The organism is Ferruginibacter lapsinanis (assembly GCF_020783315.1).
GTDB classification, from domain to species: domain Bacteria; phylum Bacteroidota; class Bacteroidia; order Chitinophagales; family Chitinophagaceae; genus Ferruginibacter; species Ferruginibacter lapsinanis.
Genome location: NZ_CP086063.1, coordinates 564,451 through 588,236, shown reverse-complemented (window position 1 = coordinate 588,236; position 23,786 = coordinate 564,451). Strand labels below are relative to the sequence as shown.

The 23,786-nt window shown below is 36.5% G+C and carries 22 protein-coding genes; 13 read left to right on the top strand and 9 right to left on the bottom strand.

What is annotated here, in order from left to right; translation table 11 throughout:
- Nucleotides 1–231: 231 nt before the first annotated feature.
- From LK994_RS02480 to LK994_RS02455, 6 genes are all read right to left on the bottom strand, one after another.
- Nucleotides 232–1,605, bottom strand: coding sequence for an alginate export family protein (locus LK994_RS02480; protein WP_229761303.1), 1,374 nt, complete (start codon nt 1,603–1,605; stop codon nt 232–234).
- Between the two features lie 6 nt (nt 1,606–1,611).
- Nucleotides 1,612–2,157: an NADPH-dependent FMN reductase gene (locus LK994_RS02475; protein ID WP_229761302.1), complete on the bottom strand. Its 546-nt coding sequence runs from the start codon at nt 2,155–2,157 to the stop codon at nt 1,612–1,614.
- 205 nt (nt 2,158–2,362) lie between these two features.
- Nucleotides 2,363–4,135 (bottom strand): amidohydrolase, encoded by a 1,773-nt coding sequence (locus LK994_RS02470; protein ID WP_229761301.1) that lies wholly within the window; start codon nt 4,133–4,135, stop codon nt 2,363–2,365.
- A 70-nt stretch (nt 4,136–4,205) separates the two neighbouring features.
- Nucleotides 4,206–4,895, bottom strand: coding sequence for a hydrolase (locus LK994_RS02465; protein ID WP_229761300.1), 690 nt, complete (start codon nt 4,893–4,895; stop codon nt 4,206–4,208).
- 109 nt (nt 4,896–5,004) lie between these two features.
- Nucleotides 5,005–5,883 (bottom strand): pirin family protein, encoded by an 879-nt coding sequence (locus LK994_RS02460; RefSeq protein WP_229761299.1) that lies wholly within the window; start codon nt 5,881–5,883, stop codon nt 5,005–5,007.
- A 93-nt stretch (nt 5,884–5,976) separates the two neighbouring features.
- Nucleotides 5,977–6,561 carry a Crp/Fnr family transcriptional regulator gene (locus tag LK994_RS02455; protein ID WP_229761298.1) on the bottom strand — a complete coding sequence of 195 codons (585 nt, stop codon included), beginning with the start codon at nt 6,559–6,561 and terminating at the stop codon, nt 5,977–5,979.
- Between the two features lie 525 nt (nt 6,562–7,086).
- Between LK994_RS02455 and LK994_RS02450 the strand changes: the two genes are divergently transcribed.
- The 10 genes from LK994_RS02450 (at nt 7,087) to LK994_RS02405 (ending at nt 15,910) form a co-directional block, all read left to right on the top strand.
- Nucleotides 7,087–8,871 carry a DNA polymerase III subunit gamma/tau gene (locus LK994_RS02450; RefSeq protein WP_229761297.1) on the top strand — a complete coding sequence of 595 codons (1,785 nt, stop codon included), beginning with the start codon at nt 7,087–7,089 and terminating at the stop codon, nt 8,869–8,871.
- A gap of 77 nt (nt 8,872–8,948) precedes the next feature.
- Entirely contained in the window at nt 8,949–10,559 is a 1,611-nt protein-coding gene (locus LK994_RS02445) for a 2-oxo acid dehydrogenase subunit E2 (RefSeq protein WP_229761296.1), read from the top strand.
- A gap of 272 nt (nt 10,560–10,831) precedes the next feature.
- Nucleotides 10,832–11,338: a GbsR/MarR family transcriptional regulator gene (locus tag LK994_RS02440; protein ID WP_229761295.1), complete on the top strand. Its 507-nt coding sequence runs from the start codon at nt 10,832–10,834 to the stop codon at nt 11,336–11,338.
- On the top strand, nt 11,338–11,685 hold the full coding sequence (locus LK994_RS02435; RefSeq protein WP_229761294.1) for a hypothetical protein: 348 nt from the start codon (nt 11,338–11,340) through the stop codon (nt 11,683–11,685). The genes LK994_RS02440 and LK994_RS02435 overlap by 1 nt, the downstream gene beginning before the upstream one ends.
- A 7-nt stretch (nt 11,686–11,692) precedes the next feature.
- A complete protein-coding gene (locus LK994_RS02430) occupies nt 11,693–12,130 on the top strand; it encodes a hypothetical protein (RefSeq protein WP_229761293.1) in 438 nt (145 codons plus the stop codon).
- A gap of 47 nt (nt 12,131–12,177) precedes the next feature.
- Entirely contained in the window at nt 12,178–12,579 is a 402-nt protein-coding gene (locus tag LK994_RS02425) for a thiol-disulfide oxidoreductase DCC family protein (protein WP_229761292.1), read from the top strand.
- A 2-nt stretch (nt 12,580–12,581) separates the two neighbouring features.
- Nucleotides 12,582–12,947 (top strand): CoA-binding protein, encoded by a 366-nt coding sequence (locus tag LK994_RS02420; protein WP_229761291.1) that lies wholly within the window; start codon nt 12,582–12,584, stop codon nt 12,945–12,947.
- Between the two features lie 149 nt (nt 12,948–13,096).
- A complete protein-coding gene (locus tag LK994_RS02415; protein ID WP_229761290.1) occupies nt 13,097–13,558 on the top strand; it encodes a hypothetical protein in 462 nt (153 codons plus the stop codon).
- Nucleotides 13,559–13,640: 82 nt separating this feature from the next.
- Entirely contained in the window at nt 13,641–15,215 is a 1,575-nt protein-coding gene (locus tag LK994_RS02410; protein WP_229761289.1) for a T9SS type A sorting domain-containing protein, read from the top strand.
- 221 nt (nt 15,216–15,436) lie between these two features.
- Nucleotides 15,437–15,910 (top strand): ribonuclease H-like YkuK family protein, encoded by a 474-nt coding sequence (locus LK994_RS02405; protein WP_229761288.1) that lies wholly within the window; start codon nt 15,437–15,439, stop codon nt 15,908–15,910.
- 215 nt (nt 15,911–16,125) lie between these two features.
- On the opposite strand, the gene yihA is transcribed toward LK994_RS02405, so the two are convergent.
- The gene (gene yihA / locus LK994_RS02400; protein ID WP_229761287.1) at nt 16,126–16,728 is read right to left on the bottom strand and encodes a ribosome biogenesis GTP-binding protein YihA/YsxC; all 603 of its coding nucleotides are present in this window, start codon (nt 16,726–16,728) and stop codon (nt 16,126–16,128) included.
- 156 nt (nt 16,729–16,884) lie between these two features.
- Between yihA and ubiE the strand changes: the two genes are divergently transcribed.
- Together ubiE and porT are read left to right on the top strand one after the other, a co-directional pair.
- Nucleotides 16,885–17,628 carry a bifunctional demethylmenaquinone methyltransferase/2-methoxy-6-polyprenyl-1,4-benzoquinol methylase UbiE gene (ubiE, locus tag LK994_RS02395; RefSeq protein ID WP_229761286.1) on the top strand — a complete coding sequence of 248 codons (744 nt, stop codon included), beginning with the start codon at nt 16,885–16,887 and terminating at the stop codon, nt 17,626–17,628.
- Entirely contained in the window at nt 17,601–18,332 is a 732-nt protein-coding gene (gene porT / locus LK994_RS02390; RefSeq protein ID WP_229761285.1) for a type IX secretion/gliding motility protein PorT/SprT, read from the top strand. The genes ubiE and porT overlap by 28 nt, the downstream gene beginning before the upstream one ends.
- A 9-nt stretch (nt 18,333–18,341) precedes the next feature.
- Here the strand turns inward: porT and LK994_RS02385 are convergent, their stop codons facing one another.
- Nucleotides 18,342–20,597: a S9 family peptidase gene (locus LK994_RS02385; RefSeq protein WP_229761284.1), complete on the bottom strand. Its 2,256-nt coding sequence runs from the start codon at nt 20,595–20,597 to the stop codon at nt 18,342–18,344.
- A 112-nt stretch (nt 20,598–20,709) separates the two neighbouring features.
- Nucleotides 20,710–22,398, bottom strand: coding sequence for a hypothetical protein (locus LK994_RS02380; protein ID WP_229761283.1), 1,689 nt, complete (start codon nt 22,396–22,398; stop codon nt 20,710–20,712).
- A 39-nt stretch (nt 22,399–22,437) separates the two neighbouring features.
- Here LK994_RS02380 and LK994_RS02375 point away from each other — a divergent pair, with 39 nt between their 5' ends.
- Nucleotides 22,438–23,778, top strand: coding sequence for a dihydroorotase (locus LK994_RS02375; protein WP_229761282.1), 1,341 nt, complete (start codon nt 22,438–22,440; stop codon nt 23,776–23,778).
- The last annotated feature ends 8 nt before the right edge of the window (nt 23,779–23,786 follow it).

Sequence of the window (23,786 nt, the reverse complement as noted above, 5' to 3'; positions counted from 1 at the left end):
TTAATGAGGAATAAAACAAAAATAGTAAACTGTCATTGGCACTATAAACAATACAAAATAGATAATAACTTCCTATTGTGCATTATCTCTACGTAACAAACATCACTGGGCTTTTGTTTGTTATCTTGTTCTTTAATATTTTTAATCAACTGCGGTTCGGGATGCACAAAGTGGGCTACAACTGTCAGCAAAAATGTGAACAGGCCGATATTTTTTTGTGTTTCTAGTTTTTTAAAATTTCAATTGCACTGTAAAGCCTGTAAACAAAATGTCTTTTCCTGCACCCACGGTTTTTAAATAACGGCCAGCTTTAAACCATGTAAATTCCCCACGTAAATATAAAAAGCCATTAGGCGTATAAATCAATCCGCTCGTAAGTTGGTTGCCAATTTTTGTTTCGATGGTATTAGCATCGGGGTAGATCAAAGTCATATTCACGGCATACAAACCATCATTGTGTGTATATCTCCAAAAAATATCATTATCAATATCTAACCTTAGTTTTTCTGATAATTCAAATGATATGGACGGATGCACATCAATAAGGTTTGCGGCACCGATCAATGCAGCTAATCCAAAATAAGCACCACGGGGATAGATGGGGTTGAACGTTTGCAGTTTGTTGTCGGTTTTGTTTTTATCGCCACTGATGAGTTCTGTTTTTAAGCCAAGCTCAGGTTTAAATTTTGCAGCACAGAATAGATACGAAGTACTCACAGATGCGGTCCATGCAGTAATATTTTTATCAGTAAATTTTCCAAACTGGTACAATGTTTCTACATCATACTTCCAATTATTTTTGCTGCTCCATATCCTTGTGCCGATGGAATGTCTTAATTCTTTTCCTTTACCAATATTGAATGCAGTATTTTTTTTCCATAAGCCAAGATAATACAGGTCAATGTTTTTTATAACTGGTAATTTACTCCTTACAAGATATACTCCCCACAATTCAGTATTTTTATTGAAGCCATCATCAAATATTTTTGGTTTTGCTGCTACATAATGGCTGAAAAAAACATCAACCCTGTAATTGCCTGAGGTAAAAATGGAACGGAGTGCATCAAACGACTGCCGGTTATTTGGTCCGTCCCTTACAGCAACAATTCTTTGTGAGCCATACAATAATTCCTGCCTTCCAATCCTGAATGTGAGTTTTGATTTTTCTGAAACAAGTGGATTAATGTCAATAAAAGCCTGGTGCAAATCTAAAGGATTATTTTCAACCGGGCTTGCTCCTGTTTTGCTATTGGCGAGGCTGCTTTGCAGTTGTACAAACGTCCTGAAATATTTTCCTGAATGAATATCAGCATTTGTCAGCCATCTTGTTAGTACATAGCCGTCATGATCCTCTGGGTCATCACCCCAAGTTTCATTTTTGGCATAGAAATATTGATAACGAATTTCACCTCCAAAACTGATATAGTTTTTTTTGCTTACAGACAAAGGCACAAATTTTAGTTTGGTATAAATGTTTTTTGAGGAATCGTTCTTTAAAAAAGAATAATCTTCATCATACCGCAATAGTTTGAATGCAGGAAGCTTCTGCGCCATTGCTGTTGTTTTTATTAAAATAGGCAGAAGTAATAACAATAATCTTTTCATCAGGCTTTATGCGTTTATCGGCGTTTGAAGTAATAATACTTTATTCATCAGTTCATCAAAAGATGCTTTTAGCCCTTCATTAATAATTCCTTTTTTTTCGGAGAAATTTTCCGCAAACTTTGGCAAGGAAAAAGAGCCAATTATTTCCGCTCCATGAATAGGGAAACGAGCTACGGCTGCTTCTAATGCAGATATCCCTCCCCTTGGGCCGGGGGCAGTTGCCAGCAACAAAAGTTTTTTGCCTTCAAACATCTTTAGATTAATTCTCGAAGCCCAGTCAAATAAATTTTTAAACGCAGTTGTATAAGAGCCGTTATGTTCGGCTACTGAAATAATCAATATACCTGCCGTTGAAATTTTATTTAAAAAATCTTTTGCCGCCTGTGGTTGTCCTATTTCTTTTTCTGCATCTACTGTAAACAATGGTAGAGGATAATTATTTAAATCTATTATTTCCGTTTTTTCATTAGGGAAATAAGATGCGGCAAAAGCTGCCAGTTTTTTGTTGATAGAGTCTTTGCTGTATGAAGCTCCAAATGCTATTATTTTCATTAATTAAATTTTTATAAATTAAATTGTAGAAAGAATATTTCCCTGCACCCAAAAACAAGATTAGTAAATACTACAAGCTATACATGTAAAGCGTGGTTTTTACGAATGCTGCATCATGAAAGTGTACCATGAAATAGCCGGTTAACGTTACGGCAAGTATGGGCGAAAAAGCCAACTGTGTAAATAAACCCACAATGCAATGGTTTTATTTTTGATACCCACCATAATATTTTACAGGACTCCATGCAGGAATTACAGGTAATGCAATGGGAGCCACATTTTTATATTCTTCATTTCCATATACCACTTTACCATCTACAATAGTTAGTTTTGAGGTAATTGATTTTATCAATTCTTCATCCACAGAAAAATAATCTTTGTCTAAAATCACTAGGTCAGCATAGTAACCTTTTTCGATTTTACCTTTCAATTTTTCTTTTATCAAGTTATAGCCACAGTAAGAAAATAATTGCAGAGCGGTTTTCCTGTCTAATGTATTTTCTTTTGCCATTACCTGTGCGCCACCAATTGTTTTACCAGTAGTTACCCAATATAGTGCAATCCATGGATTGTAACTTGCCACCCTTGTTCCGTCTGTACCGAGGCTAACAGGTAAACCAAGCTCTAGCATTCTTTTTATAGGAGGCACAGCCAGTGCCGCTTTTTTCCCATAACGATGAATAAAGCTTTCTCCTTGGTAAGCCATACGATGTTGCACAGCTATTCCGCCACCCAATGTTTTAATACGTAGCAGGTTAGCCTCTGTTATTGTTTCGGCATGGTCAAAAAACCAAACTAATCCGTTCAAAGGCGTTTCTTTATTCACTGCTTCAATCACATCCAGATCTCTTGTTATACTTTCGTTGTATGTGGCATGTATGCGGAAAGGCCAACGGTTTTTAACCAGCAATTGCAATACGGATTTTAAACTGCTCTCCATTGTAGCAGGCAATTCAGGCCGGGGAAATAAAAAGTTTTCAAAGTCTGCTGCATCCGCCACTAAGTTTTCGCCACCGCCTTCTACATGATAATCAATATCATTTTTCCCATTATGTCCGTGGTCATCTATTTCCACCATGCTTGTCCATTTGGTATAATCGATCAACTCTGTTCCTTTTTTTTGTGCAAATAAAAAATACGGAAGACGAACAGTTATTTTGCCAAGGTTATTCAATGAATCTGTGATCTTATAATCATCAGGGAAATTCTGGAAGCCGCCACCTGCGTCCATAACAGCTGTTACACCCAGGCGGTTTAATTCCGTCATGTATTGCAGGGTAGAATTTATTTTTTCATCGATGGTAAGTTCAGGAAGTTTTGATAGTGTAGAATATAAAATAAATGCGTTTGGTTCTGCAACCAATAAACCTGTTGGGTTTCCGTCGTTATCTTTCTCAATTAATCCGGCAGGTGGATTAGGCGTATCTGCATTGATGTTTAATTTTTTTATGCCTGCTTTGTTCAGCCAGGCTTTACCATAGAGATACAAAATAAACGTGGGTACATTACCGGTAGCTTCATTGATTTCTTCTAATGTTGGTAAGCGTTTTTCTTTAAACTGGTATTCGTTCCAGCCGCCTACCACACGAACCCATTGGCCTTCTGGAGTACGCTGTGCTTGCTCTTTTAGCATCTGTAATGCTTTTTTTAAAGAACTAACTCCATCCCATCTCAATTCGGTATTATAAAATCGTCCACCACGAATAACATGCAAGTGGCTGTCGAATAAACCTGGAATTACCCTGCTGCCTTTGGCGTCAATGATTTTTGTTTGTTTCCCTTTCAGTTTTAATGCCTGTGCATTGCTACCTGTTTGTATCACTTTATTGCCTGCAATGGCCACTGCTTCTACCTCGCTGTTATTAACATCAAGCGTTGTTATTTTACCATTTATGATAATAATGTCAGCTTTTTGTGCATGTGCATTACCAATGATGGCAAATGTTACTGAAAGAAGAAAGCTAAAAATGTGTTTCATAATCTAAAAATTTAAAAGGGCAAGCATTGCTACCTGCCCTTATTTAGGAATTTTAAAAATGATCGTCGAATTAGTGTTTCAGCATTTCATGAGCATACTGAATACCTATACCGTAAGCACCGCCATATTTTTTAACAAGGTCTGTAACGGGTTTGTAAGTTGCACCTCTTGCCCAATCTCTTTGCAGCTCCAAAAGGTATTGAATAGATGTTATTGGTTTAATACCCTGCTGAATCAACCTTTGAATGGCTACATCATGTGCTTCTTTGCTTACATCACCACAAGCGTCGGTAATTACATAAACATCGTATCCTTCAGCTTTGGCAGATAAGGCAGGTCCTACGATACATACGCTAGTCCACAAACCTGCAAAAACGATTTTCTTTTTACTTTTAGCAGTAATGGCTTTATAAGCATTTACATCTTCCCATGTGTTCATAGTGGTACGGTCAATATAGTTGCTGGTAGCCTGCGGATAAAACTCTTCAATTTCTCTGAATACCGGGCCGCTGAATTTTTTTTCGGCAACTGTAGTTACCACTGTTGGTACATTGAATATTTGGGAGGCACCTGCAACAATTCCCACATTGTTTCTTAGTTCATCAGCAGTAATGCTTTTAGTGGCAAATGCCATCTGGCTTTCATGATCAATCAATACAAGCGTATGGTTGGTTGGATTTAATAATTCAGGAGAAGGTTTTTGCGCAGTAGCTGCGAATGATACTGTAGCAATGAATGCTGTTAAAATTGTCTTTTTCATTTTGTTGTATTTTTTTGTTTTTTAAAAAGGATTGAATTTTATTTAAATAATATTTTTAATACTGCTTTTATTAACTAAGCACTGCTAAAAATTGCAGTCGGTTAAACTCTTACACTTCAGGCCCCATTGGCACATCCATCAATAATATTTCTGCATTTGTATTAGCCTTAATTTGCAAACTATCGGTGTCCCAAACACCAAAACCGTCCCTTGTATACAGTTCTTGTTCATTAATGCTAACCTCTCCGTTCAGAATAAAAGCATATACTCCGTTTCCTTTCTTCTTAAGTTGATATGTAAGGGAAATATCTTTATCGAGTTTGCCCAAATGAAACCAGGCATCTTGTTGAATGAATACGCCATCATCAGCTTTACTCGGTGAAACTATTTGTTGCAGTTTATTTAAACGGTCTTCTGTTTTCAACGTTAACTGGTCATAACTGGGCTGTATATTTTTCTTATTAGGGAATACCCATATCTGTAAAAATTTTACAGTCTTATCCTCGTTCTTATTGTATTCACTATGAGTGATTCCAGTACCTGCGCTTAGTATCTGTATATCGCCGTTTTTAATAACAGCCACGTTACCCATACTGTCCCTATGTTCTAAATCTCCTTCCAACGGAATGGAAATAATTTCCATATTATCATGTGGGTGGGTGCCAAAGCCCATACCCGGTGCAACGGTGTCATCATTTAACACACGGAGTACACCAAAATGCATTCTTTCAGGATTATAATAATTGGCAAAGCTGAACGTATGATAACTTTGTAACCAGCCATGATTGGCATTACCTCTTGAATTTGATTTGTGCAGAACTGTATTCGACATAATTTTAGATTCTGTATTAGGAAGATGATTGAAGCCAAGGATATTAAGCGGATGCAATTCATCCACATCATTTTCTATTAGAGATGCGAACGAATTTGATACGGCGAAAATTCCGGTTCCTAATAAACCTTTTTTGATAAAATCTATACGTTGCATACCTTAAACATTTACTATGCAAAAATGCGTATAGAAATGCCCCGCATCCAATAAGGAAGATTAAGAAATTGACTTAATGTAGATTAAGGAAAATTATTTTTTGCGGAGAAAATCAGTACGCATTTTACTGAGAAATTCTGGTGTAACACCAATGTAGGCAGCGATTTGTTTTTGCGGCAACCATTCTATAAGGGAAGGATAGCGTTTACAGAAAGTTAAGTAACGTTCCTGGGCAGACTTACTTAGATTGTCCATTAGCCTCAAGCGGCTGTTAATCAAAGAATTTTCAGTAATAATACGAAAGAAGCGTTCAAATTTTGGTATTTCTGAAAAGAGTCTTTCCTGGTCTTTTTTTGCAAGCAACAATACTTCAGTATGATCCAATGCATCAATATTGAGGTTCCCGGGTTGTTCTGTGATTAGGCTGTACATATCTGCAATCCACCAGTCACGTGGCGCAAATTGTAAAATATGCTCAAAGCCATTCTGATCTATGGTATATCCTCGCAGACATCCTTTCGTAACAAATGCAGAATAACGGCACACCTGATCTTCTTGTAAAAGGAACTGTCTTTTTTTTAATTTTTTTTGTTGCAGCAAATCGATGAAGCATGTTTCTTCTTTAGATGATAAATTGATGTGTTTGGCAATATTTTTTAGAATCAGATCAAATGACATAAAATGCAATATATTCAAAAAATTGGATCAGCCCACCTCAGGGAGCATACTTTCTATTTATTATATCTGTTTATTAATTCACTAGTGCTTTATAATACCATAAGTATTATTATACAGATTTGTATACACATGAACCCTACAAAATTGAAACAGACTTTTTTCACTAATTGACTGAGGCTTTCTGATTGAAAGTTCCTTGCACAAGTATCTGCACTTACCTAAATTCAATGCCATAGCAAAATAAACCTTCGTTTTTTATAAGCCCCATTTGCTATAATACAGCATTACCTTAGCGTAGTTTGCAGTAGTACAAAAGCCAGATCAAGGTACAAATAAATAAAGTGGGTGAATTGCATTGTCCAGGGTCTTTTTTTGTTACTTTTTTGGACAAGGAAAAAAGTAAATAGGGAATGGCTAATATCAGTTTCGGGTGTCTTTTTTGCCTTACTTTTTTTCTGCAAAAAAAGTAACAGCAATCTTTGTAATTTTACAATTAGATTTGCGTAAAAGCGCAGTATATCTTACATGGATAAATTTATCGTATCAGCACGAAAATACAGACCGCAGAATTTTAATACAGTTGTGGGGCAATCGCATATCACCACTACATTAAAAAATGCTATTAAGAATAACCAACTGGCACATGCATTTTTATTTTGTGGTCCCCGGGGTGTGGGTAAAACAACCTGTGCAAGGATCTTGGCAAAAACGATCAACTGCGAAAATCAGACAAAAGACGGAGAAGCCTGTAATACCTGCAACAGCTGTGTTTCTTTTGATGCCGGTACTTCTTTGAATATTCATGAATTAGATGCGGCAAGCAATAACTCCGTAGATGATATCAGAAGCCTGGTAGAGCAGGTAAGGTTTGCGCCACAAGCCGGTAAATACAAAGTGTATATAGTGGATGAGGTACACATGTTAAGTTCATCGGCATTCAATGCTTTTTTGAAAACGCTGGAGGAGCCGCCACCTTACGCCATTTTTATTTTAGCTACTACAGAAAAACATAAGATACTGCCAACTATTTTAAGTCGTTGCCAGATATTCGATTTTAAAAGAATCACCAATAATGATACGGTAGAACACCTGCAGGAAATTTGTGAGAAAGAACAGATCAAAGCAGAAAAAACAGCCCTGCACATCATTGCTCAAAAGAGCGAAGGTTGTATGAGAGATTCGCTGAGTATACTCGATAAAATTGTAAGTTTTACCAACGGAGAAGTTACCTACGCCAATACTTTAGAGCATCTTAATATCCTAGACGAAGATTATTATTTTAAGTTGCTGGATCATCTGCAACAACAGAATTTGAGTGATGCATTATTAATGTATGATGAGATCAATCGCAAAGGGTTTGAAGGAGATACAGTGCTGGAAGGTTTTGCAGAATTTTTACGCAATATATTGGTAAGCAAGGATGCCAAAGTGGCTATGTTGTTGGAAGTGGCAGAAGAGTTCAAACAAAAATATTTACAGACAGCAGAGCGAATACCAGCGGCCTATGTGGTAAGTGCATTGAATATTTTGAATGATGCCGGGATCAATTATAAACAGGCAAGAAATAAACGTTTACATGTAGAGCTCACCTTGATCAAGTTGAGTTACTTGAATCAGGCATTGGAACTGGTAAATAACGAAGGCTCGGTAAGTAAAAAAAAAATAATTGAAGGAGCCAGATCGGTAGCATTCAGGGCTTTACCTATCAGTAAGGTAAAAGAAACAGGTGTAGTAACAGCTTCATCAGTTGATGCCAAACAACAGGAAAAACCAGCAAGTGAAGCCAAACTGATCATTGAAGCACCGAAACCTCCAGCCTCCAGCCCCAAACCTCCAACTTCCAACGTCCAACCCCCAACCTCCTCCATGGGGTCTTTGAGTAAGATACGTTCTAAAATATCTCAGGAGAGTCAACAGGGAAGTCAGGCAAAGACTATAACAGAAGAAGAATTAAAAATATGCTGGGATGAATTCATTGAGAAATTAAGGGCAAAGAAAAATCCTGCGGCCATTACTAATTTTAAAAATGCCGAAGTATTCATCATTGATAATAATACCATCGAAGTAAAGATAAACGGTGAGCTGGCTAAGAAATTTATTGAAGCAGAAAGAGCAGATCTGATTATACATCTGCAAAATTATTTTAATAACAAGGCACTGACCTACCAGATAACGGTTGTTGAATCAACTAATAATAATGAACCGGTAGAAAGGCAATTAAACACTAAAGAGCAATATCAACGTATCATTGACGAGTATCCGTTGGTAAAAGAATTGAAGGAAAGATTGAAATTGCAGTTAGATTATTAAATATAGCTTGGTACATTTCCCTTTTTTGCATTAATTTCGAGCCTCAAAATTACACAAACTATAAGAAACCATTATTTATGGCAAAAGTGATAAGAATGCCGCTTCTGAGCGATACTATGACCGAAGGGAAAATAGTAGTATGGAATAAAAAAGTAGGAGATACTGTAAAAAGTGACGACGTATTGGCTGATGTGGAGACAGATAAAGCTACGATGGAAGTAGTTGGTTATGAAGAAGGTACATTATTACATATAGGTGTGGAAGCTGGTCAGGCAGCTCCGGTAAATGGTATTATTGCCATTATTGGTAAGCCGGGAGAAGATTTTAAAGCATTATTAGATGCAGAAAGTGGCGGTGCCGCTGTTGCTGCTCCTGCTGCTGAAGTGGCTGCTGCTGTTGCTGCTCCTGCAGCGGGTGGTGCTAAAGTTGCGTTACCTGCAGGTGCAAAAGAAATTAGAATGCCGTTATTAAGCGATACTATGACCGAAGGGAAAATAGTAGCATGGAATAAGAAAGTAGGAGATACAGTGAAAGGTGATGATGTGTTGGCAGATGTTGAAACCGATAAAGCTACCATGGAGGTAATTGGTTACGAAGAAGGAACATTATTATATATAGGTGTTGAAGCAGGTCAAGCTGCAAAAGTAAATGAGATCATTGCGATCGTTGGTAAACCCGGTACAGATGTAAGCGCTTATGTAGCTGCTGAAAAATCAGGAGCGAATGCTGCTGCTCCTGTTGCCGCTGCTGCACCACAGGCCGAAGCTGCTGCTACAACTGCTGTAGCTGCCCCAGCTGCAAGTACATCCAATGACAGCAGGGTTAAAGCTTCTCCACTAGCAAAAAAATTAGCTGCTGATAAGGGTATCGATCTGTCTAAAGTAAATGGTAGCGGTGATAATGGCCGTATCACTAAAAAAGATGTTGATAGTTATGTGCCATCAGCTGCTCCGGTAGCGGCTGCAAGCCCAGCAGGTGCTGCATCAAGCTATGTTGCAGGAGTAGAAAGCTTCGACGAAATAGAAATTACTAATATCAGGAAAACGATCGTTAGACGTTTGACCGAAAGTCAGTTCAATGCGTTACATATTTTCTTAACCATTGAGATCGATATGGATAATGCCATCGCTGCAAGAGCAGGGATAAACGACGTTGCCGCTCCGGCAAAAGTATCATTCAATGATATGGTGGTGAAAGCATGTGCTACTGCACTTAAAAAACATCCAATGTGTAATGCATCATGGAGAGGGGATAAGATCGTTGTAAACCATCACGTACACATAGGTGTTGCAATGGCGGTTGAAGATGGTTTGGTTGTACCGGTGGTGCGTTTTGCAGATAATAAAACTATGTCTCAGATCTCTGCAGATGTTAAAGATTTCTCAGGCAAAGCAAAATCTAAAAAACTAACGCCAACGGATATGAGTGGTAATACTTTTACTGTATCTAACTTAGGTATGTTTGGTATCGACCAGTTTACTTCTATCATCAATACACCCGATGCTTGTATTTTATCAGTAGGGGCTATTAAGCAAGTGCCTGTTGTAAAAAACAACCAGGTTGTTCCGGGCAATATCATGAAAGTAACCTTGGCTTGCGATCACAGAGTGGTGGATGGAGCTGTTGGCGCTGCCTTCTTACAAACATTGAAAAAATACTTAGAGAACCCGGTTACAATGTTGGCTTAATTTATTTTATAAATATTTATACAAAGCGAAGTTTTACAGCTTCGCTTTTTTATTTGTATGAACTAAGCTGTAGTACTACTATTAAGCTTCAGTGGCGTCGCACTCTTGTACAGTATATCATTATTGATCGTGAGAATTCTTATAATCACTAACAAACGCTCTGTGAAAATCAGTCGAATCAGCGTTGTCTGTGTTCTATTAAAAATAAACTTTCAAATATTATTGAAAATTCAAAAACATTCTTATCTTTATACTGTAAAAAACAAAGCAGTATGAAACTCTCCGACGCCAAACAACAATTTATCAGTAACTGGGGTGCCTTTGGTACGCATTGGGGTATCAATAAAACCATGGCGCAAATACATGCCCTTTTACTCATCAGCGCCAAACCTATTACGCAGGATGATATCATGGAACAACTTACCATCAGCCGGGGTAACGTAAATATGAATATCAGAGACCTCATCGATTGGGGGCTGGTAGACAGGGTGATCATTCAGGGCGAACGAAAAGAATATTTCACCGCCGAAAAAGATATCTGGAAAGTAGCTACACAAATTATCAAAGAAAGAAAAAAGCGGGAGTTAGATCCGATGATGAAGCTGCTGACGCAATTAGAACAGATTGACGGAGACAAGAAAGATCCCGATGTAAAACAGTTTATCAGCACAGTAGGAGGGATCAGGAAATTTGGTAACCAGGCCGATAAAATGCTTGATCTGATAATAAGATCAGATGAGAACTGGGTATTAAATAACATACTTAAAATCTTCAAATAATGAAAAAGTTTAAAACAATAGACATCTATATCAGCATAGTATTAATAGTGTTTTTTCTGATACTTAGTTTGATAAAAAGAAATAGTACTTTTTTTGTGGGCTATTTTGTTGTAGGCGCCTGGCAGGTGATCAGCATGATAGTGCATGTGGTAAAAAAATGGTTTACGCAAAAGGGTGGAGTAAGATTTGTTTATCACTGGATCACTCTTATATCCCTGGTCACCATCCCGATCGGATCTTTTTGGATATTACTTTTTACTGCACCATTCATGGCGGTGTTTTACACGTGGATCTGCTACAAAGAAATATATGTTAAAATGGTGAGGCCATTAGATCAACTTAAATAATTGTACAATGAAAATTATAATACCAAATTGGCTGATAATACTGGGAGCAATTGGTCAAATGTTCACTGCTATTATTTACCCATATATACGACACGTTGTATTCGATTGGTACAACGATATACAGAAATTGAAACCGCTCAACCAGGAAATTGCTAAAACTTACGGCAGATATATACAAGGACTAAATTTTTCTTTTGGACTGATCTCAATTTTATTTACCGAAGACCTGAAAAATCAAACGAGTCTGGCTGTTGCGCTAACAGGGCTTATTGCAGCGTATTGGACAGGAAAAGTGATTACCCAATTTTCCTATTATCCGATGTATGATATACCTAAAATAAAAATATTCAAGATTGGCGAAGTGTTAATGAATACTATGTTTATAGCTTTTGCCTTGATCTTTATTTTGTTGTTCGTTACAAATTTGGTCGGATATCTAAAATAAAAGCATTTCTGCCAACAGATCAAAATCAGTCTTAACTTTGCTACACCATGAACACTCAGCCAATCATACTTTTTGATGGTGTTTGTAATTTTTGCAATAGCGCAGTAAACTTTGTAATTAAAAGAGATAAAAAAGGCATTATAAAGTTTGCGCCTTTACAAAGTACTACAGGCCAACAGTTATTGAAACAACATAATTTACCAACAGAAGAAATGAATTCATTTGTATTCATTGATGGTGATGTTGCGTATACTCGATCAACTGCATCGATCAAATTGTGTAAATACTTGGGTGGTTTATGGCCGTTGTGTAAAGCGTTTATCATTGTACCTAAATTTATAAGGGATGGATTATATAACTGGATCGCAAAAAACAGATACAGGTGGTTCGGACAAAGAGAATCATGTATGATACCTACTCCCGAAGTAAGAGCTAGATTTTTACAATAGAAATGATAAAGAAAAAAACATTGGTCATTGGCGCATCTGTTAATCCGGAGAGATATAGCAATCTGGCAATACGCAAACTCGTTGCCAACCAGCATCCTGTTGTTGCATTAGGCAGTAAGGCCGGAATGGTTGACAATGTTGCTATTGAAACGGAGAAAAAGCCTTTCGAAGATATTGATACCGTTACTTTATATATAAATCCAACTATTCAAAAGGAATATTACAATTATATCCTCTCTCTACATCCAAAACGGATCATCTTTAATCCCGGCGCAGAAAATGATGAGTTATCTGAGCTGGCACAACAGCATGATATTCAACCACAAGAAGCTTGCACACTGGTTTTACTAAGCACTAAGCAGTATTGATATAGTAATCTCCCAACGTATTTTTACCATACCTCCGAGTACTTTTGACCGATTTCATTTTTTATGAAATAATTAATAAAAGTCTCCGTTTATAGTGTAAGAGATTTAGCTTTTATCCAATATCCAAACAAAGACTAAAATCCAATATCATGAAACACTTACTTACAAAAATCACCTGTGCGGTGCTGCTTACCCTTATTGCAGTTACCGGTTACACACAACAAAACGTACGCCCTGTTAAACAGGCGTTGTTTACCAAACAGCCTTCAACCATTAATTGTACAGCCGATGAGTTAAGCAAATTTTTTGCTGTAGCTCAGGGAGCGGATGCCACTGTTTCTTTCAGCAATACTTTTAAAACAAAAGGTATTGTTGCAGGCAATACGGTTAAGTACAAAAATTTGCAAAGCCTTGCAATTAAATTACCTGAGTTTAACAATGCTATTTTTTCATTGTCAAAAAGAATTGACAAAAACAATAATGTTGTTTACACCGGAAGAATTATTAACCAGGCTAATGCAGATGCTTATTTACTAAAACAGATTGACGCAAATAAATATCAACTTATAAAAACTGACTTAGAAACTATTTTACCTACCTGTGCTCAATAAGTATAGCATAGAGAGGATGTTCATGAATCCCTAACAATATCCAAAAATTACCCGGTAAAACGGGCCCCTTAAAATCTATTTTATGAAAAAGCCATTTACACCCCTTATCCTAGTTTTGGCGCTATTCATTTCACTTAGCGGATATAGCTTGCCAAAATTAAGCAGCTATCCATCAGCCGTTTCAACTATCTATCTTGACTTTGATGGTCAGGTAGTGAATAGTTGGGTTTGGAATGCCGGCAATACAATTAACTGTGCTGCTCCGTTATTAAACGATGCACAGATCACAGAAATATTTAATAGAGTATCAGAAGACTATCGTCCGTTTGATATAAACATAACTACAGATGAAGCTGTTTATTTAGCAGCTCCATTAGAGCAAAGAATACGGGTAGTTGTTACCTCAACCAGCAGTTGGTATGGCAATGTAGGCGGAGTAGCTTACGTAGGTTCTTTTACCTGGGGTGATGATACACCATGTTTCGTTTTTAGTGATAGATTAAGCAACGTTACTAAAGCTGTTGCAGAATGTTGTTCACACGAAAGCGGACATACAGTAGGTTTATCTCATCAATCAAAATATGATGCATCTTGTAATTTATCAAACTTATACAATGATGGAGTTGGAACCGGAGAACCAGCATGGGCACCGATTATGGGAAACAGTTATAACCGTAATATGACGGGTTGGAACAATGGTCCTACACCTTATGGTTGTTCATTTGTACAGGATAATTTATCAATTATCACAACACAAAATGGTTTCACATACAGAGCAGATGATTTTAACGATATTTCTGATCCTACACCGGTTGATTATAAAAATATCAACATCGACGGGATCATTACAACTAACTCAGATAAAGATGCATTTAAACTTTCTTTATCTAAAAGCGCCAACTTACATCTAGATGTAAAACCTTATAGTGTATCAAGCAATAATACCGGTGCTAATCTGGATGTGAGAATTCAATTATTGAACTCAGCTAAAACAGTAATAAGAACATATGATCCTTCAACTTCTATGAGTGTTGCAATGGATACTATCTTAAGTGCTGGTGATTATTATGTGGTAGTAGATGGTATAGGGAATGCTTATACAAATGACTACGGTAGCTTAGGTTCTTATCAGATGAGAGGTGTGGCAGGGTTATTACCAATTCGTGATGTTAACTTAACTGGTAAAGCAACTGATAGTAAACATGATCTGAACTGGAATATTATTTCTGATGATCCAATTAAAACAGTTGTTGTAGAAACATCTACTGATGGTGTAAACTTTAAAAGTCTTAATTCTTTTTCTTCTTCAAACAATAAATTTGAATACACCCCGTTTGAGAAGAGTGATATTTATTATCGCTTAAAAGTAACATCAGTATACAATCAAACAGTTTACTCAAATACTATCTTCTTAAAAGGAATAAAAACTGCTACTAAAGCGTTTAACGTTTCAACACTTGTAAAAAATGATATTTCAATAAATGCGTCAACTAACTACCAATATCTTCTAAGCAATATGAATGGTCAGGTAGTAGCAAAAGGAAATGGTGTACAAGGTTTCAATAAACTAAGTATTGATACTCACTCTAATGGTGTTTATATATTACAAATCATTAGCAACAACGAAAGACAAATAGAAAGGATTATAAAACAGTAAGGTAGATTCATGTGTAAGTAAGGGGTCAGCGTAAGGGGCTGACCTCTTTTTTTTGTACCTAACTCACCCCCTAGCCCCCTAAAGGGGGAATTTTGCATTTCATAACTTGTTGCTCTTTTCAAAATCCAAAATCATTTTAAATAATTATATTCTAAAAGCCCCTTTAGGAGATTTAGTGTTATATATTAAATTTTTCAGTAACTTTAAAAAACCCATTTTTTATGTTATGGAGAAAATTTAATGGAGACCCCATTCAACTACCCATCAAAGATGCGGTAGAACAAGCCATCAAAAGAGAAACTTCAGCAGGCGTACATCTAAAAGTTTGTATCGGTACCGACAGTCAGGTAAAGGGTAAAGAAACCGAATTTGCCACTGTGATTGTTTTCTTAAGAGAGCATGCCGGAGGTTTTATGTTCATTCACAATGAAAAGACCACGTACAAGTACAGCATTAAAGAAAGGATGCTGGTTGAAGTGGCCAAGAGTATTGAAATTGCATACGAATTGTGCAATTTATTCACCGATTACAATGTTGACATGGAAGTACATGCCGACATTAATACCAATCCGCAATTTAAAAGTAATGAAGCCCTTCGTGAAGCAATGGGCTACATTTTAGGAATGGGCTTTGCCTTTAAAGCTAAGCCGGAAGCCTTTGCCAGCAGCAGTTGTGCTAACAAAGTGGTGAACTAAAAATTGCAGATCAGCTCCGTTAAGTTTGTGGTGTAAAAATCATGAACAGTAAAACTGACTCCTCTTTATTTATTTTTTTGATACCAGCTTTAGTTTTTCATCCCCTACGAGTTGGGGATCGTTGCGTCGCAATCAGTTCATCAGCATACCAATGTGGAACTTTTATCAAACCCAAAAATGAGGGTATAAAAAAATCAGTTGAAACAACTTGATCATTAAATTTCAAGCTCTCCATTCTTCTCCCCGATCAACGCCAAAATCTTATCCTTGCCCATTTTTTTTGCAGCACTCGTTACAAAATGCTGAGGTAAAAATTGCCATGTCTTTCTCATGGTATTTAAAAACAGTTTTACATTTTTTGCAACAACAGTTTGTGTTTCTTTATCTGCTTTGGTAAAAACCAATGAAAATGGGATCTGCCATTTATCCAGCTGATTTAAAAATTCAAGATCTATTTTTTGTGGAGTGTGTCGGGCATCTATCAGTACAAAGACCATCGAAAGGTTTTCTCTTTTACGGAGATAATTTTCAATCATTTGCTCCCATCTGCGCCTGCTACTGATACTCACTTTTGCAAAACCATATCCCGGCAGATCTACAAGATACCATTCATTATTAATGATAAAATGGTTGATCATTTGTGTCTTGCCGGGGGCAGAAGAAGTTTTGGCCAACTTCTCATTATTGCACAGCATATTGATCAATGAAGATTTGCCTACATTACTTCTGCCTATAAAAGCATATTCCGGTCTGTCCGGTTTAGGGCATTTTTCAAAATCGGGACTACTGATTAGATATTTGGCTGACTTGATTACCATGGGTGCAAAGATAGGAACGTTTAAATCGTTTAACGTTTAAGGGATTAAAACGTTTTACGTTTAATGGTTTAACGTTCTTAAAAATCCCCTGAACTATCTACTTTAAACGAGTTAAACGTTCAACGTTCAGCGTGCAAAACCGTATCTTTGCACCCAATGACACAATTTGCCCATGATACAGTAGTGCCTGTTAAAGAATCTGAACTTACTAAGAAGGAACAGGTAGCGGAGATGTTTGATGATATCGCATTCAGGTATGATTTTTTGAATCGTTTCTTAAGTGCAGGTATTGATATAAGATGGAGAAAAAAAGCCATCAAGCAATTGGCTGAAAAAAATCCGCAGATAATACTGGATGTAGCTACCGGTACAGCAGATCTGGCAATTATGGCATCTGCTATATTGAAGCCAACTAAAATTGTAGGCATCGATATCAGCAACGGAATGTTAAATGTGGGCAGAGAAAAAATTGCAGCACTAAATTTGCAACAAACGATCGAACTCTTAAACGGAGACAGCGAAGCGATCAATTTTCCGGATAACACGTTCGATGCAGTAATGGTGTCCTTCGGAGTAAGAAATTTTCAAGACCTGGAAAAGGGGTTGAGTGAAATAAGAAGAGTATTGAAACCTGGAGGAAAATTAGTAGTGTTAGAATTCAGTAAACCCAAAATAGTAGGGGTTAGCAGTTTTTATAAATTTTATATGAATGTGATAACACCTGCTATTGGCAAAATGTTCAGTAAAAACCGAGGTGCATATACCTATTTAAATGAATCGATTAAAAAATTTCCTGAAAGAAAAAACTTTACTAATATCTTAGATAGCCTCGGGTATAAAAACACTTATTACAAACCATTGAGTTTAGGAATATGCAGCATCTATTGCGGAGAAAAATAAGCTATATCATTATTTGTGCCTTGAGTATTCCGTTTACCGGATTTTCTCAATTGCGTTCTCAATTGAACCTGCCGGATTATGATGACAAGAACTTTCATTTTGGTATTAACCTCGGAATGAATAAATCGCATTTTAATTTTACGCACCATCCAATTTTTTTAAATCAAGATAGTGTGATGGTAGTAGAAAGCATTAACAATACCGGGATTAACCTGGCCTGGTTGGTGCATCTTAATCTCAATGAACATTTTGCCATTCGTACTTTTCCATTGGATTTAACTTTTAGTGAAAAAGCATTTGAGTATGCTATAAAATATCCGGATGTACCGGGAGGAGAAACTCCTGTTATGCTGAAGAAAGTGCAATCTATTTCTTTAAGTTTTCCTGTACAGCTGCAATTCAGCAGTGATCGTATCGATAACTTTAAAGTGTATACAATTGTAGGGGTAAAGGGTGATCTGGATCTGGCCGCCAATGCAGGTAAAAAAAATGCAGAAGAAGTGATCAAACTTAAAAAATTTGATTACGGAGTAGAAGCCGGCATAGGCTTCCACCTGTATTTTCCCTATTTCGTGTTAACACCGGAGCTGAAAGTAGCCTGGGGAATAAGTAATCTGCACAGTCGCAATCAATCATTGAAATATTCCAGTGTGATCGACAAGATCAATTCACGTATGATCTCCCTTTCACTTACAGTAGAATAATCTCAGCAGTTAGTCATTTTTTCTCTTTTTATTTGTTGTTGCAAAAGGTGTGATATATTGTTGCTGTAAAAATTCTTTGATCTTTGTAAACAGATGAATTCTTGCAAAGTTTGGTGAATTATCACTGATATTATGAAAGTAATCGGGGTAAAATTGCTGATCAAATTGTTTGCGTTCTTTTATCAGTGCTTTGCTTAGTTCCATACTATTTTGAAAATGAACATTATCATCTGCAGTACCGTGTATTAATAATAATCCTTTTTGATAATTGGCTGCGAAATTTATTGGGGAAGCATTATTATATCCTTCTGTATTTTCTCCCGGTTGTTGCAATAATCTTTCCGTATAAATATTTTCATACAATCTCCAGTTGGTGATAGGTGCTATGGCAATAGAAGACCTGAACTGTCCTGCATATTTTGTAGCTGCCAATGCAGCAAGATAACCACCATAACTCCAGCCCATTACTGTAATATTTGAAGAGTCAATAGTATAATTGTTTTGCAAATATTTTTTCAGAGCGATCAGATCTTCAATTTCAACATCCCCCGGTTTTTTAAAAGTTGCTTTTCTAAATGCTTCGCCTCTGCCGGGAGTACCTCTGGGATCAATGCAAACAACCAAATAGCCTTCATTAGCAATTTGTCGCATGGTGAGGGTGAATTTATCGGTCCATTGATCTATAACCTCTTGTTTGGTATTTCCTCCATAAACGTAGATCAATACCGACAATCTTTTTTGTGGAGCATCAATGGGATTGATCATCCATCCTTTAATATCATCTTTATTGATAGTGGTAAAGTTGAAAAAATCGACCTGAGGAATTTTGTATTCCTTCATTCTGTTTTTAAGTTCTTTATTTTCAATTAGTTTTTGATATAAGGCCTTGCCATCTGTATTATACATTTGGTAAGAAGCCGGAGTGTTTATATCACTATATTCATCTAAAAAGAAACGGTTGTTGCTTGTAAGTAACGTATTATGATAGCCATTTCCTTCTGTTAATTTTTTTCTTCCTGTTGCATCCAGATTTATTTTGTACAAATGCTTTTCTCTGATATTGGATTCGTTGGAGGTATAAAAAACTTCGCCGGTACCTTCGTTGACAGATTTGATCTCAAATACTTCCCAATTCCCTTTTGTTACTTGTACTTTTTGTCCTGTTGCAAGATTTACTTCAAAAATATGATTGTAGCCATTGCTTTCGCTTAACCACAAAAATGAATTGCGGCTATCGATGAAATGAATGTTGTCCGGATCAGCTTTTACATAGTCATTTTTTGTTTCGCTAAAAATGGTAATGGTATTGCCAGTTTTAACGTCAGCCATTAATACATCCAGTTTAGATTGATTTCGATTCAATCTTTGTAAAAACACTCTGCTGCCATCAGGTTGCCATTTTAAACCAAATATGTATTGATTTGGATTGATCCCTGCATCTATTGGCAACATTATTTTATTTTTGATATTGTAGATGTAGGCGGTTACTTCGGGTACCATTTCTCCGGCTACCGGATAGCGCTGCTTTTCAACATCCGGATAACTTCTGTCATAGTTAGAAATAGGAAAACTCTTTACTGCATTTTCATTGAAACGAAGCAATGCGATGCTTTCTCCGTCAGGACTCCATTGATATGCTTGTTTTACTCCGAAATTATTTTCATACAGTGCATCTGCCATTCCATAAAGGTTTTGCTTTAATGCTCCATCGTAAGTGATGGCTTGTACAGCATCCGTTTCCATATTTTTTACATAAAGATTTCCTTCTCTTATATAAGCAATTTTTTTGCTGTCTGGAGAAAAACTCACATAGCTTTGCTTGCCATCTGCACAAACAACTTTTAATACTTTTTTATTGATATCCCATACATAATTAAATTCTTTGGTTGAATTGGTGAATAATGGTTCAATTTGAGTTTGAATCAAAATTTTAGAGTCATCAGGGGAAAATTTATAATCTTCAAAAAAAGTAAAAGTGGTTGGTAGAGAATCTCCGGCCTGTTTTAATTGATTGGTAAAAACGGTATCAATTAATTTGCCTGTAGCAAAATCCAATGAAAGGATGAGTTCTTGGTTATCTTCTTTGGAGGCCTTAATAAAAGCAAATCGATTACCCTCGTTTAATAAATGTACTTGTCTTTTCTGTTCATCAAAATAACCACTCCATATACCATCTAGCGAAAGTTTTAATTTATCCTGGCGTTGGGCATATGCGCCAGCAATGCAAAATAATAGGATAATGGCAATAATAATTCTCCGGTTCATCATTAAATAATAAAAGGTTCACCGCTGGTGTTAACCAACGGCGATGGGTTAAAAATAATCTTGATGTAGAGGAGAAAGGTTCTGTAAATTCCTGCAAAGGTAGAAATTTAGTTTAATAATTGTATTCTCTTTGGAAAATATTTAGTCTGACACCTGCAGAAACTATTGTGCTTGAGGTAGATACGTTATCAAGTTTATAGTTTCTATATTGTAATGACAGGTCGAAAAATAGATTTTCTCTCAGTTCGTAAGCAAGTTGCAAAATGCCATTTAAGCATACTGCTTTTTTGCCACCGCCTAAGGTATATCCATCATCTATAACATTGCCGTTAATGTCTTTTCTTTCAGATGCACTATTGGATCTGAAAATATTTGAACCTGAATTATAATAGGCACTATCCAGTCCTTGTTTATAATAAATTGTTCTGGCAGTAATATACCATTTCGGTGCAGGCTGATATTTTACTATTCCTATGAACTCCTGAAAATTTGCTCCCAGAGGATGGGCCAGTGGTTGGTTGTAATGGGTGTAATTTGAAATAGAATCACCATGAGAATAAGTGTAAGGCCTTACTCTGTTTGTTTCAACCTGAATGTCTAAATTTGATATACCGAATGCATCAATGTATTTAGCGCCTAATTGTAATCCCCATTTATTAGCCCACCATCCATTGCCTTCTCTTATTTTACTTAACTTAAATTCATCCAGCAAAAATTGTCCGTAGAATTGTAAGCTGTGTAAGGCATTTGCTTTAAAATCAAATCCAGCGATCGCATTATCAGGACTACCAATAGTGCCTTCAATATGACGTAAGAATATGATCGGGTTAAGGTATTGGAAATCAAAACGATTTTTTCTGCCGAAGATAATGCCTTCAAATAGGCCTATGTTTACACCTTTACTAACGTTAATGCTTAAGTGATGCATTGCCGCGTACTTTCTGTCCAATAACTGATCACCTGTAATTTTATCAAATTGCGGCATCAACTCCATGAACAGATTTTGATAATTTAATTTCCAGATCTTCGTATTCAGCTTTAAAAACAGGTTACTGTTTCCCCAGTCACTTAAAAATAAACTACGATATCCGTTGCCTATAAAATTTTTATCATAGCCAAATTGTATATCAACATATTTGGCTGCATTTACGGTAATATAGCCTCTTGCATCAAAATAATCCACACCCGTACCTTTGAATGGTTTGTAAAAACCGTTGCCAGGTACAGCACGTAACTGATTTACTTTGGCATCAAAAAAAGAAGGGCCCCTTTCCTGGTTGTCGGTAATGGTAGTAGAAAAACCTATCTTCTTTGCAATAAGTCCTCTTACTGTAACACCTCTTGTGCTTACAAAAAGTTTTTGAATATTATCCTGTTCTTTTGCAAACTGAAAACCAAGGACAGGGTTAATAGATAAATAGAAATCTTTATTATCTACTTCATATAAATTTGATTTGGTTACATAGAAATGCTTCAGGACAGGGGTCTTGCTCAAAAATGCTTTCTTGTCACCAGTGTACCATTCGCTGTTGTTCATATATATGCTTTGCAAATTATATGCGTCAACTTTACTCAATGTTGTTTTGCCATTATTAATGAATTCGGCCTGATTCACAACGTTTTTTCTGCTATACGGTTTAATAGAAGAAAAATTAAATTCTGTATTGGTTTGATGCTTGATCTCCATTCTATCCATAAAATGATAGATTTTATTACCCTCTGGTAAATAGGTAGATTGTGCCGTGGCAAAAAACGGACAAATAAAAACGAAAAGTTTGGCAAAGCTTTTAATAATTTGCATTGTATTATGTTTGTTTAACTAATTATTACTGTTCAAGATATGCAAAAATACCTTTTTAAGAACATACAGGTTGTAAATGATGGAAAAATCAGCGTTTTAGATGTTCTAACCAATGGCGAACGGATAGAAAAAATAGCGCCAATAATAGACATAAAGGAAAATATTACAGAGATAAACGGCGAAGGAAAATTTTTACTGCCAGGTGTTATTGACGACCAGGTACATTTCAGAGAACCGGGGCTTACTCACAAAGCAACTATATACACAGAGAGTAAAGCAGCTGTTGCCGGAGGAGTTACCAGTTTTATGGAGATGCCCAATACTATTCCTAATGCACTTTCAATTGAGTTGTTAGAAGATAAATATTCTATTGCTTCCAAAACATCATTGGCGAATTATTCATTTTTTATGGGAGTATCAAACGATAATGCCACTGAGGCATTAAAAGTGAATACCATGAAGAATAACATTTGCGGCATAAAAATATTTATGGGAGCCAGTACAGGCAATATGCTGGTAGATAATTATGTGACATTGGAAAAAATATTCAGTGAGAGTAATGTGTTGATCGCAACTCATTGCGAAGATGAAACGATCATAAGGCGGAATTACGAACGCTTAAAAAAAGAGAAAGGTGCGTTGTCGGCTGCTGATCATCCTTTGGTGAGAGATGATAATGCTTGTTTTGAATCTTCTTTGTCTGCTATCCAACTGGCAAAAAAACACGATAGCCGTTTACATATTTTGCATATCAGTACAGAAAAAGAATTACAGCTTTTCAGTAATATGCTTCCTTTAAAAGAGAAACGCATTACTACAGAAGTTTGTGTGCATCACCTTCATTTTACTGCGGATGATTACGAACGGCTGGGCTATAAAATAAAATGTAACCCGGCAATAAAATCTTCTAATAACAAAGCTGCTTTATGGGAAGCCTTGCTGGATGACAGGTTGGATATAATTGCTACAGACCATGCCCCGCATGCATTCGAAGAGAAACAGGGAGATTATGAACATGCGCATGCAGGGTTGCCGTTAGTACAACATCCGCTGTTGCTGATGTTACATTATTACAAACAGGGAAAAATTTCATTGGAAAAAATAGTAGAGAAAATGAGTCATGCTGTTGCAGATTGTTTTCAAATAAAAAACAGAGGTTATATCCGGGAAGGATATGCTGCGGATCTGGTAGTTGTTGATATGAATACACCTACAACGGTTAGTAAAGAAAATATTTTATATAAATGCGGTTGGAGTCCGTTGGAAGGGTTCACATTTCCGGCAAGCATCGAAAATACTTTTGTAAATGGTGTAATGGTTTATGGAAAAGGAGTGTGGAATGAATCTGTAAAAGGACAACGGATAGCATTTAATAGATAAAACGTAAA